The 14847-nt window shown below is 63.0% G+C and carries 18 protein-coding genes and 3 pseudogenes; 3 read left to right on the forward strand and 18 right to left on the reverse strand.

The features are described 5' to 3' along the window. The first annotated feature begins 16 nt into the window (after nucleotides 1-16). Nucleotides 17-223, forward strand: a complete 207-nt coding sequence (locus ACFQT0_RS11675) for a hypothetical protein (protein ID WP_380202913.1) — start codon at nucleotides 17-19, stop codon at nucleotides 221-223. 20 nt (nucleotides 224-243) lie between these two features. On the opposite strand, the gene ACFQT0_RS11680 is transcribed toward ACFQT0_RS11675, so the two are convergent. The 10 genes and pseudogenes from ACFQT0_RS11680 to ACFQT0_RS11725 all read right to left on the reverse strand — a co-directional run bounded on the left by ACFQT0_RS11680 (nucleotide 244) and on the right by ACFQT0_RS11725 (nucleotide 5502). Further along, on the reverse strand, nucleotides 244-909 hold the full coding sequence (locus ACFQT0_RS11680) for a hypothetical protein (protein ID WP_380202915.1): 666 nt from the start codon (nucleotides 907-909) through the stop codon (nucleotides 244-246). 467 nt (nucleotides 910-1376) lie between these two features. Continuing rightward, nucleotides 1377-1991 (reverse strand): 3'-5' exonuclease, encoded by a 615-nt coding sequence (locus ACFQT0_RS11685; RefSeq protein ID WP_380202917.1) that lies wholly within the window; start codon nucleotides 1989-1991, stop codon nucleotides 1377-1379. Between the two features lie 47 nt (nucleotides 1992-2038). Then, the gene (locus ACFQT0_RS11690; protein ID WP_380202919.1) at nucleotides 2039-2692 is read right to left on the reverse strand and encodes a hypothetical protein; all 654 of its coding nucleotides are present in this window, start codon (nucleotides 2690-2692) and stop codon (nucleotides 2039-2041) included. Then, on the reverse strand, nucleotides 2689-3516 hold the full coding sequence (locus tag ACFQT0_RS11695) for a hypothetical protein (RefSeq protein ID WP_380202921.1): 828 nt from the start codon (nucleotides 3514-3516) through the stop codon (nucleotides 2689-2691). The genes ACFQT0_RS11690 and ACFQT0_RS11695 overlap by 4 nt, the downstream gene beginning before the upstream one ends. Nucleotides 3517-3545: 29 nt before the next feature. Then, nucleotides 3546-3746 carry a hypothetical protein gene (locus tag ACFQT0_RS11700; protein ID WP_380202923.1) on the reverse strand — a complete coding sequence of 67 codons (201 nt, stop codon included), beginning with the start codon at nucleotides 3744-3746 and terminating at the stop codon, nucleotides 3546-3548. Further along, nucleotides 3743-4069 (reverse strand): hypothetical protein, encoded by a 327-nt coding sequence (locus ACFQT0_RS11705; protein WP_380202925.1) that lies wholly within the window; start codon nucleotides 4067-4069, stop codon nucleotides 3743-3745. The genes ACFQT0_RS11700 and ACFQT0_RS11705 overlap by 4 nt, the downstream gene beginning before the upstream one ends. Further along, entirely contained in the window at nucleotides 4017-4652 is a 636-nt protein-coding gene (locus ACFQT0_RS11710) for a family 20 glycosylhydrolase (protein WP_380205993.1), read from the reverse strand. Before ACFQT0_RS11710 ends, ACFQT0_RS11705 begins: the two co-directional genes overlap by 53 nt. A 5-nt stretch (nucleotides 4653-4657) precedes the next feature. Beyond that, nucleotides 4658-4861 (reverse strand): annotated as a pseudogene (locus tag ACFQT0_RS11715) (family 20 glycosylhydrolase); the annotation flags it as partial. After that, a pseudogene (locus ACFQT0_RS11720) lies at nucleotides 4839-5171 on the reverse strand (family 20 glycosylhydrolase); the annotation flags it as partial. The pseudogenes ACFQT0_RS11715 and ACFQT0_RS11720, both read right to left, overlap by 23 nt. After that, on the reverse strand, nucleotides 5158-5502 hold the full coding sequence (locus ACFQT0_RS11725; RefSeq protein ID WP_380202927.1) for a beta-N-acetylhexosaminidase N-terminal domain-containing protein: 345 nt from the start codon (nucleotides 5500-5502) through the stop codon (nucleotides 5158-5160). The pseudogene ACFQT0_RS11720 and the gene ACFQT0_RS11725, both read right to left, overlap by 14 nt. Before the next feature lie 291 nt (nucleotides 5503-5793). Between ACFQT0_RS11725 and ACFQT0_RS11730 the strand changes: the two genes are divergently transcribed. Next, entirely contained in the window at nucleotides 5794-7479 is a 1686-nt protein-coding gene (locus ACFQT0_RS11730; RefSeq protein WP_380202929.1) for a hypothetical protein, read from the forward strand. 75 nt (nucleotides 7480-7554) lie between these two features. Here ACFQT0_RS11730 and ACFQT0_RS11735 read toward each other — a convergent pair whose 3' ends face one another. After that, on the reverse strand, nucleotides 7555-8415 hold the full coding sequence (locus ACFQT0_RS11735; RefSeq protein WP_380202930.1) for a DUF58 domain-containing protein: 861 nt from the start codon (nucleotides 8413-8415) through the stop codon (nucleotides 7555-7557). Here ACFQT0_RS11735 and ACFQT0_RS11740 point away from each other — a divergent pair. After that, nucleotides 8408-8719, forward strand: coding sequence for a hypothetical protein (locus tag ACFQT0_RS11740; RefSeq protein ID WP_380202932.1), 312 nt, complete (start codon nucleotides 8408-8410; stop codon nucleotides 8717-8719). The two genes, ACFQT0_RS11735 and ACFQT0_RS11740, sit on opposite strands and share 8 nt — an antisense overlap. A gap of 221 nt (nucleotides 8720-8940) precedes the next feature. Here ACFQT0_RS11740 and ACFQT0_RS11745 read toward each other — a convergent pair. The 7 genes and pseudogenes from ACFQT0_RS11745 to ACFQT0_RS11775 all read right to left on the reverse strand — a co-directional run bounded on the left by ACFQT0_RS11745 (nucleotide 8941) and on the right by ACFQT0_RS11775 (nucleotide 14825). After that, a pseudogene (locus ACFQT0_RS11745) lies at nucleotides 8941-9856 on the reverse strand (AAA family ATPase). 133 nt (nucleotides 9857-9989) lie between these two features. Continuing rightward, entirely contained in the window at nucleotides 9990-10133 is a 144-nt protein-coding gene (locus tag ACFQT0_RS11750) for a hypothetical protein (RefSeq protein ID WP_380202934.1), read from the reverse strand. A gap of 365 nt (nucleotides 10134-10498) precedes the next feature. Then, nucleotides 10499-11287 carry a hypothetical protein gene (locus ACFQT0_RS11755; RefSeq protein ID WP_380202936.1) on the reverse strand — a complete coding sequence of 263 codons (789 nt, stop codon included), beginning with the start codon at nucleotides 11285-11287 and terminating at the stop codon, nucleotides 10499-10501. Beyond that, nucleotides 11212-11901: a hypothetical protein gene (locus ACFQT0_RS11760; RefSeq protein ID WP_380202938.1), complete on the reverse strand. Its 690-nt coding sequence runs from the start codon at nucleotides 11899-11901 to the stop codon at nucleotides 11212-11214. Before ACFQT0_RS11760 ends, ACFQT0_RS11755 begins: the two co-directional genes overlap by 76 nt. Nucleotides 11902-11918: 17 nt before the next feature. Next, a complete protein-coding gene (locus ACFQT0_RS11765; protein ID WP_380202940.1) occupies nucleotides 11919-12695 on the reverse strand; it encodes a DUF4129 domain-containing protein in 777 nt (258 codons plus the stop codon). 388 nt (nucleotides 12696-13083) lie between these two features. After that, nucleotides 13084-13833 carry an IS5 family transposase gene (locus ACFQT0_RS11770; RefSeq protein WP_380200245.1) on the reverse strand — a complete coding sequence of 250 codons (750 nt, stop codon included), beginning with the start codon at nucleotides 13831-13833 and terminating at the stop codon, nucleotides 13084-13086. A gap of 29 nt (nucleotides 13834-13862) precedes the next feature. Further along, a complete protein-coding gene (locus ACFQT0_RS11775; protein ID WP_380202942.1) occupies nucleotides 13863-14825 on the reverse strand; it encodes a hypothetical protein in 963 nt (320 codons plus the stop codon). Nucleotides 14826-14847: the final 22 nt, after the last annotated feature.

Genomic DNA, 14847 nt, shown 5'->3' on the forward strand with positions numbered 1-14847 from the left:
CACCCGGTACACACGCGTGCAGTTTGCCGGCACGAACCCGAATTCCGTGGTGGCCACCGAAATCCTCAACGCCCTGCGGCCCGGCAGCAACTACACCTGGACCCTGAACGTGGAGCAGCGCCTGAGCAACGGCCTGAACATCAGCGTAGCTTACGATGGCCGCAAAGCCAGCCGGCTCAACACCGTGCACACCGGCCGCATGCAGGTGGCGGTGCTGTTTTAAGCAGCCCGCTGCGGCTACTACTAGCGCCGCACCAGGGTGAAGAGCAGCCGCCCGCGCACTAGTTCGGGTAGGGTATAGTCGTCCTGGGAGCCGGCCACCAGCCGGGGCTCTACCAGCTTGGCCGCGTACAGGCGCAGCGTGTCGGCGCGGTGGTGGTAGCCCATCAGCTTGCGGTGCGGAGTCTGCGGGTCGAGCACAAGGTGGTCGATGTCGGCGCCGGGCCCGCCACTGAAGTCCGTGTTGACCGAGTAGCTCTTGAAGCCTTTGAGCCCTTTCAAACGGCCATCGGCCTCGAACTGCATCCGTACCGGCCGGCCCAGGGAATCAACGCCCGTGTAGCTGCCGGCGAAAAGCAGCTTGTTCACGGCCCGGTTTAGCGCCCCCAGCGTGCCCGGGCGGGCGCCTGCCACGCGCTGGTAAGATGCCCGGGACAATACTTTGCGCTCCTGGCTGAAGGTGGTGAGCTGCAGCGTGGTGTCGCGGCCCCCGACCCGGTAGCTCAACTCGGCAAAGCTGCCCGGCGAGTCGTAGTTGCGGAAGCTGGTGGGCAGGGCGTTGGCTTGCTGGCCGGCCCGGAAGTACAGCGTCATGTTGCCGCCCTCGTGGTTGCCCAGGCCCAGTTCCGTCACCAGGCTGTCGCCGGTTCGGGCCGCGGGGTTAATGTGGATTTCGGATACCTCGCCCACTGAAGCGGCGGCTTTGAGCGGCGACTTCGTTTTTGGACCGCGGCCAGATAGTCTGTGCTTACCCACGCTCCCCTGATAATTGGGCTGAAACGCTGGGCCAGCGCCTCGGCTTGCGTGGCATTCGGGGTCTGAGCCGCTTCGGCTAACGGCGTTTTGGCGGCTCCGCTCGTGGACTGCTCTTCTGATTTCGAGGATTGGCAGGCGTTCCACAGGGGCAGCGCCAGAAACAAGCTAACCCAATAGACCGGGAGGGGACGCTTCATAGAAAAGGGGGAAATGAGAGCAGCAAGCTACTGCAGCCGCGCCGGTTTGGCTGAGCCGTTGAGCTGGTTTCGCTGCTACTACAGCGGCAAAATGTTACCTCATAGCTGTCTAAAGCACCTGATTCAGGAAGCTAGTTCTTAGCCAAAACCAGGCAGGGCCTCTGATTTTTGAGCAGCTGAAGTAGCGGCAAATGATTGTACGGCTTATCTCGCCACCGAAAAACCTGGTTTGGCTGCGCGCCGGGCCAAACCGGCAGTGAGCTCCCGCTGCTTGAAGCACAGGGGCAGATAGGCGCTGGAGCGGAAGGCCTGCACGGTGATTTCGGCGCAGGCGCGGGCGTCGGACAGCGCGTCGTGGTGGTTGAGCGGAATGCCAAAGTAGGCCGCTACGTGGTCGAGCTTGTGGCGTTCCAGCTGCGGCCAGGCCACTTTGCTCAGCTTCACCGAGCACAGGCAGTGAAAGGCGGGCGTCGGCAGGTCGTAGTCGCGCAGGGTGTGTTCGAGCACGCTCACGTCGAAGGCCGAATTGTGGGCCACCACGGGCTGGCGGTGCAGGTAGGGCAGCAGCTCGTGCCACACGTCGGCCAGGGTGGGCGCGTCGTGCAGGTCGGTTTCGGCAATGCCGTGCACCTGATAGTTGCGCCAGTCGACGCGCAGCTCGCGGGGCCGCAGCAGGGTTTGGTAGGTCTCCACAATCTGGCCGCCGCGCACCCGCACCACACCCACGGCGCAGGCGCTGGACCGGCGCTCGTTGGCGGTTTCAAAGTCGATGGCCGTGAAGTTGAGCTCTGCCAGGGCGTGGGTAATTTCTGCTTGCATAGGGCCAAGATAACCGCCAACAGCGGAGCTACAGGCAGCCCGGGCCGTTATTTCTTCACCACAATCGGCGGCGAGGAGGGCGTGCAGCACACATCCGGCACCTCGAAATAGCGCTCCATCACGCCGTTAATGTTGCCTTCGCAGCCAGTCGTCAGGTCAATATCGAACTCAATAAAATCGCTGAACTGGCGCAGCGGAATGAGCACGTGCCCGTAAGGCAGGCGCAAGGGCGGCAGTGTCACGGTCGGTTCTTTGGCTTGGTGGGCATCCCGCAGTACCGCGAACCGCGCCTGCATTTGGGTGTCGAAGGAAGAAGCGCTGGTCAGCAGCTCGCGCCAGGCTTCGGGCACATGCCCGGTCGCGAACAAGCCCACCAGCAACAAAACGAGCAAGCTGCCCTGGCGCAGCAGAAGCGGTACTCGGTTCACGGTTTCCGGCACATGCTGGGCCGCCAGCCACGCCAAAGCCGCCACAGAAAGCAGCATTACCAGCAGGATTTCGTTTTGAGCCCGCATCAGCGGGGCGCCCACTATCAGGTAGCGGAATAGCAGGAACCCAATGCCATTCAGCACCACAAAAGCCAGCACCACCGCCCACCACTGGCGTCGCGAAAGCCGCAGCGAAACCCCAGAAACAGCCCGGTGCTGGATACCCAGCCACCAGCCCGCGCCGGCCGCCGCCAACAGGCTCAACCCGGTCATGGGGCGGGCGAGAAAAGCACCGCGGAATACGCCGTGCGGGGCCAGAGCACCAGCCAGCGGTAGGCGTGGAGGGCATCATCGGGAGCCATGGCGCGGGCGCGGGCCCAGTTGCCGGGTGCCACGGTGGCCACGGCCGCGGCCACGCCACCCACGGCTACCCACAGCCACCACTGGGGGCGGGCGGCGCGGGGCAGGGCAAAGCCCAACAAGGCCAGCACCGGCAGGGCCTGCACCAGCGTCAGCTCGTTGCCCACCAGCGCCAGCACCAGCGGGCCGCAGGCCAGAGCGGCGTACCGCCATTTGTGGGGCCCGGGGCCCCAGCCTACCCTAAGCGCCAGGGCCGTGAAGTTCAGCAGACCAATCAGCGGCAGGCGGTAGGCGATGGCGCCGCAAAACCAATACAAAAAGGAAAAGGGCGCGGGCGCGGCGTTGCAGAATAAGGCCAGCAGCAGCCCCGCGGACCAAAAGGCCGCGCCCCACGAAAAGGCCACCCGCAGCACGGTGTGCAGCAACGCCCGCAGCAAGTGGGCAATGCTGGCCCATTGCAGCACAAAGAACACGGCCGCCACCAGTTTCACGCCGCCCAGCCAGCCGTAGGTGACGGGGTTGAGCACGGTCATGAAAAACGTGGAGGTGAAGCGCCCGGTCCAGGTCTGGAACAGCCATTCCTGCACGCCCCACATGCCGTGCGCCCGCGTCCAGTAGGCGTTGCGGAAGTCGTCGAAAAAGGGCTGATTGTAGGCCGTGAGCATCAGGAACGGGGCCAGCGCCAGTAGCAGGCTCAGGCGGAGAAAAAGCGTGCGCAGCCTGGAAGTGGTAAGCAAAACGTGAAGCTGGATGATAGAAACGAAACTCAGATGCCGGCCAGCTTGCGGGCCGCGCGTACAATGGCCAGCTCGGCCTGGCCGGCCGGGGCCTGGGCGGCCTCGAGAGTGGTGCGGGCCCTAGCCAGCCACCCAACCGACGCCGCTTGCCCGGTTTGCAATTGGTTGAGGCGCTCGAGCAGGAGTTTGGAAACGGCGGCCAGCCTGGGTGGAAAGGGGGCCGTACTCACGCAAGGCAGGCTTGAGCACCAGCATCATTTGCAGCTGGGTGTTGTTGGTCTGCCACAAAAGCAGCCTGGGCCCGCAGCGCGGCCAGCTGCCGCAGCGACACGGCCGGGCGCGGCGGCGTCACGCTGCCCGGCGCTACTACGCTGTCCACCAGCGTCGCGAAGCGCCGCGCCACTTCCGACTCGGCCGGGGCGGCGTCCACCAGCCGGTTCAGGGGTGTTTGGGGCGTGTAAGTCATGCCCTGGAAATGGCGCTTGTACTCCTTCACCGGCTCAATTACTTCGGCCAGGGTGCGCAGCGGGCCCACGTCGTAGGAGCCAGCCATCTGGGCGAGCAGCCTGGGCGGGCGCGCTGCGGTGGCGCAGGCCCAGGGCCTCCAGCTTCACCGAAACCAGGTTGAGCCGACGGTACATATCCGCCACGTTTTGCGTGGTGGCCTGGGGCGACCACAGCCGCTCTGCTACGGCGGCGGCGCGGGGCCAGATGCGCGAATCCACAATCACCGAATCGGCAAATTCCGACCACATGGCCACTTCGCCGCCCAGCACCAGCTTTTGTTGAGCCGGGGTAAGCGGCGTGCCCACCGGGAGCGGGTCGGGGAGGTAGTGGGCGGCGGCGCTGTAGTTCAGGTCGAGGTAGTAGCCTTCGGAGAGCAGGGCGGGGTGGCCTTGCTTCACGGCGTCAAGCAGCCACTTTTTGCCGCGCCAGCTCTGGATGATGATTTCCTTGGGCAGGTCGGGGCCCAGTATTTCGTCCCAGCCCACCATGATTTTGCCGCGCTTCTGGAGCATGGCCAGCACGCGGCGGTTGAAGTAGGTTTGCAGTGGTGCTTGTCCACGGTTTTGCCGTCGGCCTTCACCATGCCGCGCTCGCGCATAAAGGCCACGATGCGTGGGTTGCGGCGCCAGTACCGTCCGTCGTTCTCATCGCCGCCCACGTGGAAATACGGGTCCGGAAACAAGGCCGTCATTTCCGTAAACAGCGAGTCGAGCAGAGTATAAGTCGTTTCCTTGGTGGGGTCGATGGCAATGTTGGAGGTGCGAAAGCTGCGGTACACGCCGTAGGTGGAGTCGTTGGACGCCAGGCGCGGGTAGGAGGCAATCCAGGCTGGTGGCATGGCTGGGCACGTCGAACTCGGGCAGCACCCGAATGCCCCGGGCCGTGGCGTAGGCCAGCACGTCTTTCACCTCGGCCTGGGTGTAGTAGCCGTCGGCGCCGCCTACCTGGTGCAGGCGCGGCAGCACCTTGCTCTCCACCCGGAAGCCTTGGTCGTCGGTGAGGTGCCAGTGCAGCACGTTGAGCTTCACGGCCGCCATGCCATCAATGTTGCGCTTGATAACCGACACCGGCAGGAAGTGCCGCGCGGGGTCCATCAGCAGGCCGCGCCACGCAAACCGCGGCTGGTCCTGAATATCAACTTCGGGCAGGTAGCGCTGCTTTTTCGGCGACGGGCAGCTGCTCCAGGGTGGCCAGCGCCCGCAGCACGCCCAGGCTGGTGGGCGCGTCGATGGTCACGCCCATGGGCGTCACGCGCAGGCTGTAGCGCTCCTCGTCAAACTTCTCGGGGCTGCCGGGCCGGCCGTAGCGAATCTGGAGTGTTGGGCCGGTAGCGGGTTCCTTAAGCCCCTGCAGTCGGGTGAGCAGGCGGCGCGCCGCGGCTTCCACAATGGGGTCCGAAGAGGACTGCAGCTGCAGCTTCAGCGGGTTTTTCAGGCTCAGGCGGCCCTTGCCCCAGCGCATTTCCGCGGGCACGGGCATGAGCCTGGTGGGCTGGTTGGGCCAGGAGCACGGCGGGGCTCAGTAGTGTCAGCAGTACGCTAAAACAAATCCAGAATCGCATCATCCCGGCAAAGTACGGCACCGGTTAGTGTCGGGGTTGGCCGCCCGTGCTCAAATTGCGAAAATTTCGCTCTGCACACGCTCGTATGAAGTCTCCTTCCTGGTTGGTCTGGCTGTTCAGCAGCTTGTTTGTCCTGGGCGCGGCCCTGGCCAGCCACAACATCGGGTTTGGCTCAACTGGCAAAAGCCCGGCGCGGGTGATTGTGTGGGATGTTTCGGGCTACTACCTCTACCTGCCGGCCGCGTTCATTCACCACGACCTGCAGGACCTGCGCTTTCACGAGCAGGCTGCTGCGCGACTACGCGCCCACGCCCGATTTTCAGCAGGCATTTTTGCATCCGGGCAGCGGGCATTACGTCATGAAGTACACGGCGGGCATGGCTCTGCAGTACCTGCCGTTCTTTGTGGTGGCGCACGCCGTGGCCGCTTCCTTGGGCTATCCATCCGATGGGTTTTCGCCGCCCTACCAGCTGGCGCTGCTGCTGGCCAGCGTGTTGGTGGCTGCCATCGGGCTGGGGCTGGTGCGGCGCGCCTTGCTGCCGCGCTTCGGCGAGTGGCCCACAGCACTCACGCTGCTAATCCTGGTGCTGGGCACCAATTACCTCAACTACGCCGGGCCCGGCGGGGCCATGACGCACAGCTGGCTTTTTGCCTGGTACGCCGGGCTGCTGCTGCTCACACCGGCTTTTTACCGGCAGCCCACCTGGGGTCGGGCACTGGCCATCGGGGACACGGTCGGCATCATGGTCCTCACGCGGCCCACCGAGATACTGGCGGTGCTCATTCCCTTGCTCTGGGGCCTGCGCCCGGCGGCAAGCGTGGTGCGCGAGCGGCTGGCGTTCTGGCGGCAGCACTGGCCGCTGGCGCTCGGGGCCGCACTGGCTGGCGCCGTCGTGCTGAGCATTCAGCCGCTGTATTGGCACTACGTGAGTGGCGACTGGGTGGTGTACAGCTACCAAAACCAGGGCTTTAGCTGGCTGCGCCCACACCTGTGGGTGGGTATTTTCAGCTTCAAAAGCGGCTGGCTGGTTTACTCGCCGTTGCTGGTGGTGGCCCTGGTGGGCTTTATTGGGCTGCGGCGCCAGCAGCCCGCCGCGTTCTGGCCCTGCCTGGTCTTCATCATCCTTTTCATCTACGTCACGTTTGCCTGGGACGAGTGGCTGTACGGCGGCTCGCTGGGCATCCGCGCCATGGTGCAGAGCTACGCGGTGCTGGCCTGGCCGATGGCGGCGGCGCACCGGTGGCTGCTGGCGCGTCGCCCCTGGCTGCTCGCTTATCTTGGGCTGGCGGCGGTGGGCTGTTACTATAATGTGTGGCTGACTTACCAGGCCCACGGCGGTGGCCTGCTGGTGGTGGGCCAGATGAGCCGGTCCTACTGGTGGCGCGTGCTGGGGCGCTACGAAGTACCCGCCGAAACGCGCCTGCTGCTCGATACCGACTACGATTTTACGGGCACTCCCCGCCACCACCGCCTGCTGTGGCAGCAGGATTTTGAAGCTGCCGCCGGGAGTGCCGACTGCGCCCAGCCGGCCTTGCAAGGGCAGTGCTCGCTGCTGCTGGATGCGGCCCACCCGCGCAGCCCCGAATACACCATTCCGGCGCGGCCCGGGCAGTTCGAGTGGGTGCAGGGCAGCGCCGTGGCAAGCACTACTGCCACTGAGCGAACGGAAGGCCAAATGACGCAGTTCGTGGTGCGTTTTTGCCAGGGACCGCGCGTGGTGCGGGAGCGCACCGTTCATTTCCAGCGGGTGCTGGAGCCCAACTGGACGCAGGAAATGAGCTTTTACATCAAAGCGCCCCGCGAAGAGTTCGACCACATCACGGTGGTGTTCGTGCACCACGGCCGCGCCGCCGTCCAGTTCGACAATGCCCGGCTGGCGGCGTTTGATGAGTAGGCCGCTAGATTAAGCCCCGGGCCTTGAACTCCAGGTATTTGTTGATAGTGTTCACCGTCAAATCCTTCGGAGCCGTCAGCAAGGAGTAGATGCCGTAACGCTGCGCTCGAGCACAATCTGCCGCTTTTCCTGCGCGAATTTCTCGGCAATGGTTTGATTGTACACGTCTTCGGTGGTGGCCGCGGGCGCGTTCAGGTACTCGCGCAGCTCGGTGTTTTCGAAGAAAATGACCAGCAGCAGGTGGTCTTTGGCTAGGCGGCGCAGGTAAGGAAGTTGCCGCTGCATGCCGTGCAGGGTCTCAAAATTGGTGAACAAGACCAGCAGGCTGCGCTGCTTGATGCGGGCCCGCACCGTGGCGTAGAGCAGCTCAAAGTCGGATTCCAGGTAGCGGGTCTTCTGGCGGTACAGAATTTCGAGCAGCTTGAGCAGGTGCCCGGGCTTGCGGTCCGCAGCCAGGGCTGCGCCGGGGCGGTTCGAGAACGTTAGCAGGCCGGCTTTGTCGTGCTTGAGCAGGGCAATGTTACTCACCACCAGCGTGGCGTTGATGGCGTAGTCGAGCAAGCTCAGGCCGTCGAAGGGCATGCGCATCACCCGGCCTTTGTCGATGAGGCAGTACACCTGCTGGGCACGCTCGTCCTGGAAGTGGTTGATGACCAAGGCATCGGCCGCGCCCGTACCGGCCCGGCGAGCGGTGGCCTGCCAGTTGATGCTGCGCGGGTCGTCGCCGGGCACGTAGGGCCGAATCTGCTCGAACTCCAGGCTGTGGCCCACCCGGCGAATGCGTTTCACGCCTACTTCTGTGAGCCGGTTGTGAATGGCCAGCAGCTCGTACTGCCGCATTTGCAAAAACGATGGGTACACCGGCACCGTCTTGTTCTGGTCGAACCGGAACCGCCGGCGAACCAGCCCCAGCGGCGAGGCCACGTAGATGTTCACCGCCCCAAAATGGTACTCGCCGCGCTTGGTGGGCCGCAGGCTGGTAGTTGATTATCTGCGTTTCGCCCGGCTTGATGGTGGTGTTAAACAGCACATCACGACGCTGAAACTGATGCGGAATCTCATCAATCGTCTGCGCCTGAATGGGAAAGCGGTAGTTGTTTTCAATGTAAATCTGAATGTCGTTGTCGGAGCCATTGGCGAGTTTCTCGCCCATCACCCGCCGACCAAAAACAGGTGCCGCGTTATTCTTCGCCGGAGCGTAAAGGAGCAGGGTATCCAGCAGCGAGAGCACCACAAATAGCCCCAACGCAATGCGCATGGGCCCCAGCAGCCACGGCAGAAAAAAGGCCACCACGAAGCCCGCCACGAGACCGGCAATGAGAATAAAGAACCTTTTGGTCAGAAATACGGACATGTCGCGCGACGTTTCGCGAAGTTTAAAAGGGAAGTATCGCTAAGGGTAAAAGCCTATCCACATTGCCTTGGCGAGACTTTATTTCAAACTTTGCGAAACTTTGCGCGCTAGCGGGGCACCTCAATGGCCTGCATAATCTGCTTCACTACCTCATCGGGTGTGCCGCCTTCCATCTCGCGCTCTGGCGTGAGCGTGATGCGGTGGCGCAGCACGCTGGGGGCCAGAAACTGTACGTCTTCGGGCGTCACGAAGTCGCGGCCGCGCAGGGCCGCCAGCGCCTTGGCTCCGTTGAGCAGGGCCAGCGAAGCCCGCGGCGAAGCGCCCAGGTACAGCGACTTGTGGGCCCGGGTATGGCCCACCAGCTTGGCGATGTATTCGAGGATATTGGCTTCTACGCGCTGCTCGCGCACCTGCTGGCGCAACGCGTGCAAGTCGGCGGCCGAGAGGATGGGCTGCACGGCGTCGAGGTTGGTGCTGCCCTGGCCGGCGTGGTGGCCGGTGAGTATCTGCACTTCTTCGGCCAGGCTGGGGTAGCCCACGTGCAGCTTGAACAGGAAGCGGTCGAGCCTGGGCTTCGGGCAGGCGGTAGGTGCCTTCCTGCTCGATGGGGTTTTGGGTGGCCAGCACTAGGAAGGGCTCGGCCATGGGGTAGGTGGTGCCGTCCTGGGTTACAGTGCGCTCCTCCATCACCTCAAACAGAGCCGATTGCGTTTTGGCCGGGGCGCGGTTGATTTCGTCAATCAGCACCACGCTGGCGAAAATGGGGCCGCGCCGAAACTCGAAGTCCGACTTGTGCTGCCGGAAAACTGAGGTGCCCAGCACGTCGGACGGCATCAGGTCGGGCGTGAACTGGATGCGGCTGAACGGCACTTCCAGGGTGCGGGCCAGCAGCTTTGCCATCAGGGTTTTGGCCACGCCGGGCACGCCTTCCAGCAGCACGTGCCCATCGGCGAGCACGGCGGTGAGCAGCAGCTCCAGCAAATCGGTTTGGCCGATGATGATTTTGCCGATTTCAGTCCGAATGGCTTCGGTCTGGGCCGTGAGGCGGGCGAAGTCGGCGCGCGGGGTAAAGGCCGTTTCGGGGGCAGGGGGCGTTTCCAGCGCGGCCAGGGCCGGAGAGGTAGGGGAGAAGTCCGGGGTTTCGTTTTCCATGAAGCTATAAGGTGCTGGCGTAGCCAATAAACGTCTGGGCGGTTTCCTCATCGGCGCAGGCGGCGAGCAGCTGCTGATGAATTTTTTGGGAGTATTCTTTCGAGGCTAAATTTTTGGTGACGAGCACCAAATCCTGCAGCAGCGACACATATTTGCCCCAATTGAGGTCGGCTAAAAGCGCTTTCTGACGGGCTGACGCGGCTCGTGCGAAAAGGTCTTCGTCCCAGTTGCAATTTATCAGAAGCCGCAGTTTCTCAACGGTAAGCATACGACGAAGCCAGGCAGTAGGAAAAGGGGAGAAAAAGCGAATCAGAGGCCGAAAATTGGGCTAAAAAGTGGCTCAGATTAGGCCCAAAGCCACTTTGTTGGGATAGTACAATTATAGAAAAAGAGCGTTTCTGAGTACAGTGCAAAAAGGGTTTTAGCGGCTGGCTTCCCGCTTAAAATCACTCAGCGCCTTGCTGAGCGACAGCAGCTCCCGGTCATTCATCTGGGGAGCGGTGCGGGCAAAATTCACCACCCGCAGCAGCTCGTCCACACGGGGCCGGGCCACGCCCGACTTCTGGCTGAGCCGCTCCCGAAAGTCGGCATCGCCAAAATCGGGGCTGGGCTCTTGGAAGCGCGTGCGGAGGTAATCCATAAATAAACCGACTTTTTCTCGGCAATGAGCGAGTGGCTGCTGCCGTGGCGGTAGAGGCTGGCCACGGTGCGCGTAAACTGCAGCGTGGTATTGGGCAGCGGCTTGATGGTGGGAATGATGCGCTGCCGACGGCGTGCCTCCACCAATACGAAGAGTAGCCCGCCGATTAGCATCAGGTAAAAAGCCGTGTTGAGGGCTTCGTGGCTGCTCACGATGCGGAGCAGCGACTGGTCGCCGCGGCGGCCCTGCTTCTGGTACTCATCCCACCAGGTGGGGCGCGCGGGCAGGTAGGAGAGGGCCGTGGCCGCGAACTGGCTGGTAGCCGGCTGCAGCACAAATTGGTTGGTAAACGCAATGGGCACCGAGCACAGGTACACGTGGCCGCGGCCGTAGTTGAGCCGCACCAGCAGCGGCCGGCCAGCGTCGTCGACGACCAGAGCGCGGCCCACCCGGCCCGAATCGACCACAAAGTGCACGTTGGCATCGGCGCCCGGCAGGCGGTAGCGCGGGCCCGCCAGGGCCGGGTTGGTGAAGTGCACCGTGACCGAATCGACCACAGGCAGCCCTTTGGGCCCGGCGTGGACCCTCATTTTAATGGAACGGGTGCGCACGCCCAGCGAATCCAGGAAAACTGACGTGGAATCGCCAAAATCCTCGGCCACAATGAATACATCGTTGCCGTAGGCAATGAAGCGCAGCAGGGCCGGCGCATCGGCCGAGCCACTCGAAACCGGGTGTTGACGAATAGATAATTGGCGCGCGCGGACATGAGGCGCTGCTCAGTTGAGCTGGCTTCGTCGTCTTCGGTTTCTTCTTCCGGCTCTTCGACGCTTTGCGCGACGGCGGTAGAATCGGAGCTCATAGAATCAGCCGCCGCTTGTACTTCGGTAGAGTCTGCTACTGGCTCTTTGGCCGCGGCAGTCTCATTCTCAGGAATTGAGCTGGTAGTATTCTCTCGGACCTCATCATCGGCGGCCTGCTCGCTTACTGTGTCGGCCTCCATGGTCACCGTTTCGGCCTTTGCCATGGCGTCGGTTACGGCCAGGGGCAGGCCGGTGAGCTGGTTGTAGATGGGCAGGCGGATGGTTTCCACCGAGTCGGTGCCCAGCAGGCGCGGCAGCTGGTCGTACAGCACGTAGGTGCCGTAGGGGATTTTGTCTTTGTTGCTGAGCGTGGGGCGCCAGTCCAGCGGCTTGGGCCGGTAGTATTCCAGCGCCACGTAGGCCCCGAACAAGGCCAGCAAGCCTGCGATGTACCAGCGAAAGGTGGAGGTCATGGGGTTGGAAAGATAAATCAGGCGGCGCGGCGGGTGGAATTTACCCCCGCAACCTGGCCCAGAAAGGCCCGGTGCCCTGCGCGGACTTGCTCGTAGAGCGCGCCCGTCAGGGCCAGCTCGCCGTACCACACAAATTCAAACTGCCGGGTGATTTCGCGAAAGGCCTCCCGCAACGGCCCGGCGGGAGGCAGCTCGGCCAGGTAGTCGTGGTTGGTCTTGTCGGGCTGCCACTGGATATGGCCGCGGTCGGTGAGCGTCTTGAGCAGCTGCAAATAGCCCAGGCGCACGGCCAGGCGCAGATTGCCGGCCTCCTCGGCTTCGGCCAGGCGGCTGGCGAAATCTACTTCGTGGATGTTCTCGGCGGCGGTTTCGTAGGCCAGCGTAGCCCGCCGGGGAGTGCGCCCCAGCATGGCCGTGAGGTCTATCTGCATCAGCTTGAGCACCACAAACACGCCCACCACCAAAAACAGCGCGTAGAACACCCAGCGCCAGAAGTGACTGTAGCTGCGGCTGTCTAGCCAGTTGGCAATGGCCTCCCACACCCGTGCTTTGAATAACTCCCAGGCGCTTTGCTCTTGCCGGTTCACCGGTTCCACGTACTGGAATTCGCGCTGCCCGCGCAGCTCCTGGAGCCGTGCGGCATCGGGGCGCCGCAGGCGCGGGGCCGGGCCCTGGTCGGGCGGCAACGGGCGGGTGCTCACTGCTTGGTTGGGAGGGGCGCCCACAGCCATCGGTACTGAGCCGAACACAGTCAGCACCAGCAGCACCCGAAACCAAAAGGACAGAAAAGCCACTGCGGAATTTACGTAATCAGGATGTGAAAATTAAGGCCAGGAACTTCATAAGGAGCGGAAAAGCCAGGCGTGGAGAGCGCCGCAAAACGAAGGTCGGCTGAGCTGAGCAGCTTCCCCGCGCCTTTTGTCATGCTCATCTAGCGTCCGCTTGCGAAGCATCTTCTCACGGCTCAACGATTCGTGCTGACCTGATACGATGCTTCGCAAGCGGACGCTAGATGAGCATGACAGACGATTGGGTTTAGCACTGAGGCAAAGATGCTTCGCTGCGCTCTGCGTGACAGCCGATTAATGACAGACGATTATCTGAACACCACCGATTATCATACTTTTTCCAGCGGTAAGCCGTAAAGTCAACTGGCACAACCGCTCTAGGGTGTGTGGACAATTAGAGCAACCAGACGAGAGTAGCGGCGCAATGCGCGAAAGCGAGAAAGGAGGCGCCCGTTTTTTCATAGCGCGTGGCCAGGCGTCGGTACTGCTTGAGGCGGTTGAAGAAGCGCTCGACTTTGTTGCGGTCAGCGTAGAGGTTGCGGTCCAGCACCCGCGCCACGCGCCGGCTGCGCTTGCTGGGCACGACGAGGGCCGCGCCGGTTTGGGCGCAGCCGGCCACGAGGGCATCGGTGTCGTAGGCCTTGTCGGCCAGCACGGCCCCCACCGCCAATCCGGCCAGCAAGTCCGCGGCCACGGTGCAATCGGCCTGCTGTCCAGGCGTCAACCGCAAGCGCAGCGGGTTGCCCAGCGCGTCTACGACGACGTGGAGCTTGCTGGTGAACCCGCCGCGCGAACGGCCCAGCGCTTCGGCTAGGGCACTGCTTTTTTGCCCCGCGGCGTGCTGGTGGGCCCGCACGCTGGTGGAATCGAGCATGGCCCAGTCCAGGTCCGGGTCTTGTACGGCCTCGAATACGCGTTGCCAGACGCCTTTCTGCGCCCAGCGGCGGAAGCGGCGGTACGTGGAGTTCCACGGCCCGAACCGCTCGGGCAAATCGCGCCACGGCGCGCCGCTGCGGGCAATCCAGAGCACGGCGTTTAAAAACAAGCGGTTGTCTGCCGCCGAGCGGCCGGCATCGCCGGCTTTGCCCGGCAACAGGGGCGCTAATCGCGCCCAATCGGCATCTTTGAGTTCATAGCGTCGCACCACCCAAAGGTCGGCGATTGTCCACACACCTAGTATTCGCCTTCCTCATCGGGGCGGTAGGCGGAATTGGGGACGGTGACTGGGGCTTGCCCGAGCTGGCTCACCATGTTGCGCAGGCCCACGCCGTCGTGGCGTTCTACCAGGTTGAAATACTGGAACGCCAGTGCGATGAGCAGCGGCGGATAAATCAACAGGTTGAACAAGCTGCCCAGGGAAGAGGTGATTACGGCAAACAAGCCCACCGCCGTACCTGGGTCGCCCGTCTTGTACAGCCCCAGCGCCGCGCCGATGCCACCCACAATGGCACCAATTACGGCTCCAATCGTGCCGCTGCAAATAGCCAGCAAGAATGCCATGATGAACAACAGCCCAAGCGTGGACCACCACTTGCCGCGTGTGAGGCGCAGGCTGCGGCTCACCGAAGCGCCGAAGCCGGTGCCCTCCATCAGCTTCACCGCGAAGAAAATGCTCAGTGCCACCGATAGATAAATGCCCGGAATCAGGAGGAAGAGATAGCCAACGATGACCATCAGCAACAGGCCGAAATACGACAGGAACGAGCTCAGAAACTCGTTTTTCACCCCGGCCCATACCGCGCCCACGCTGATAGGCTCGTCCGAAGAAGACGGGTGCAAGCAGAGCCTGATGTACGAGTACACCGTGAGTATGAGCAGCGTAATGAAAATGCCGCTCATGATGATGGTGAGCGAGTAATAAGGCGACTGCGTCATTTGGGTGAACATCAGCAGGCCCTCGGACAGGCCTACGCGGGTGCCGTGGGTTTGGGCATCGCGCAGCCCCGTCATCAGTAGCTGCCGCTGCATCAGGCCGGCCAGAATGCCCTGCAAAATGGCGGCCGGCAGCACGATGTAGAGCAGGGCCCGGCCCAGACCCCGCCAGTGGGCACTGATGAATTCGAACGTAGCAGATATTTTTTGGCCGAAATCCCGCTGTTGGCGGAAATCGGATTCCTGGGTAAAGCGTAGACGCATGCGTAGGAGTGAAGGGTGAAAA

It is taken from the genome of Hymenobacter humi, assembly GCF_042665855.1.
GTDB classification, from domain to species: Bacteria; Bacteroidota; Bacteroidia; order Cytophagales; family Hymenobacteraceae; genus Hymenobacter; species Hymenobacter humi.

Excerpts from the sequence above, each read along its gene's own strand:
- ACFQT0_RS11685 (WP_380202917.1), bottom strand. The coding sequence starts at position 1,991 with ATGCAAGCAGAAATTACCCACGCCCTGGCAGAGCTCAACTTCACGGCC.
- ACFQT0_RS11690 (WP_380202919.1), bottom strand. The coding sequence starts at position 2,692 with ATGACCGGGTTGAGCCTGTTGGCGGCGGCCGGCGCGGGCTGGTGGCTG.
- ACFQT0_RS11705 (WP_380202925.1), bottom strand. The coding sequence starts at position 4,069 with ATGGCTGGCTCCTACGACGTGGGCCCGCTGCGCACCCTGGCCGAAGTA.
- ACFQT0_RS11725 (WP_380202927.1), bottom strand. The coding sequence starts at position 5,502 with ATGCCCGTGCCCGCGGAAATGCGCTGGGGCAAGGGCCGCCTGAGCCTG.
- ACFQT0_RS11730 (WP_380202929.1), top strand. The coding sequence starts at position 5,794 with ATGTTTCGGGCTACTACCTCTACCTGCCGGCCGCGTTCATTCACCACG.
- ACFQT0_RS11740 (WP_380202932.1), top strand. The coding sequence starts at position 8,408 with ATGTTCACCGCCCCAAAATGGTACTCGCCGCGCTTGGTGGGCCGCAGG.
- ACFQT0_RS11760 (WP_380202938.1), bottom strand. The coding sequence starts at position 11,901 with ATGACCTCCACCTTTCGCTGGTACATCGCAGGCTTGCTGGCCTTGTTC.
- ACFQT0_RS11775 (WP_380202942.1), bottom strand. The coding sequence starts at position 14,825 with ATGCGTCTACGCTTTACCCAGGAATCCGATTTCCGCCAACAGCGGGAT.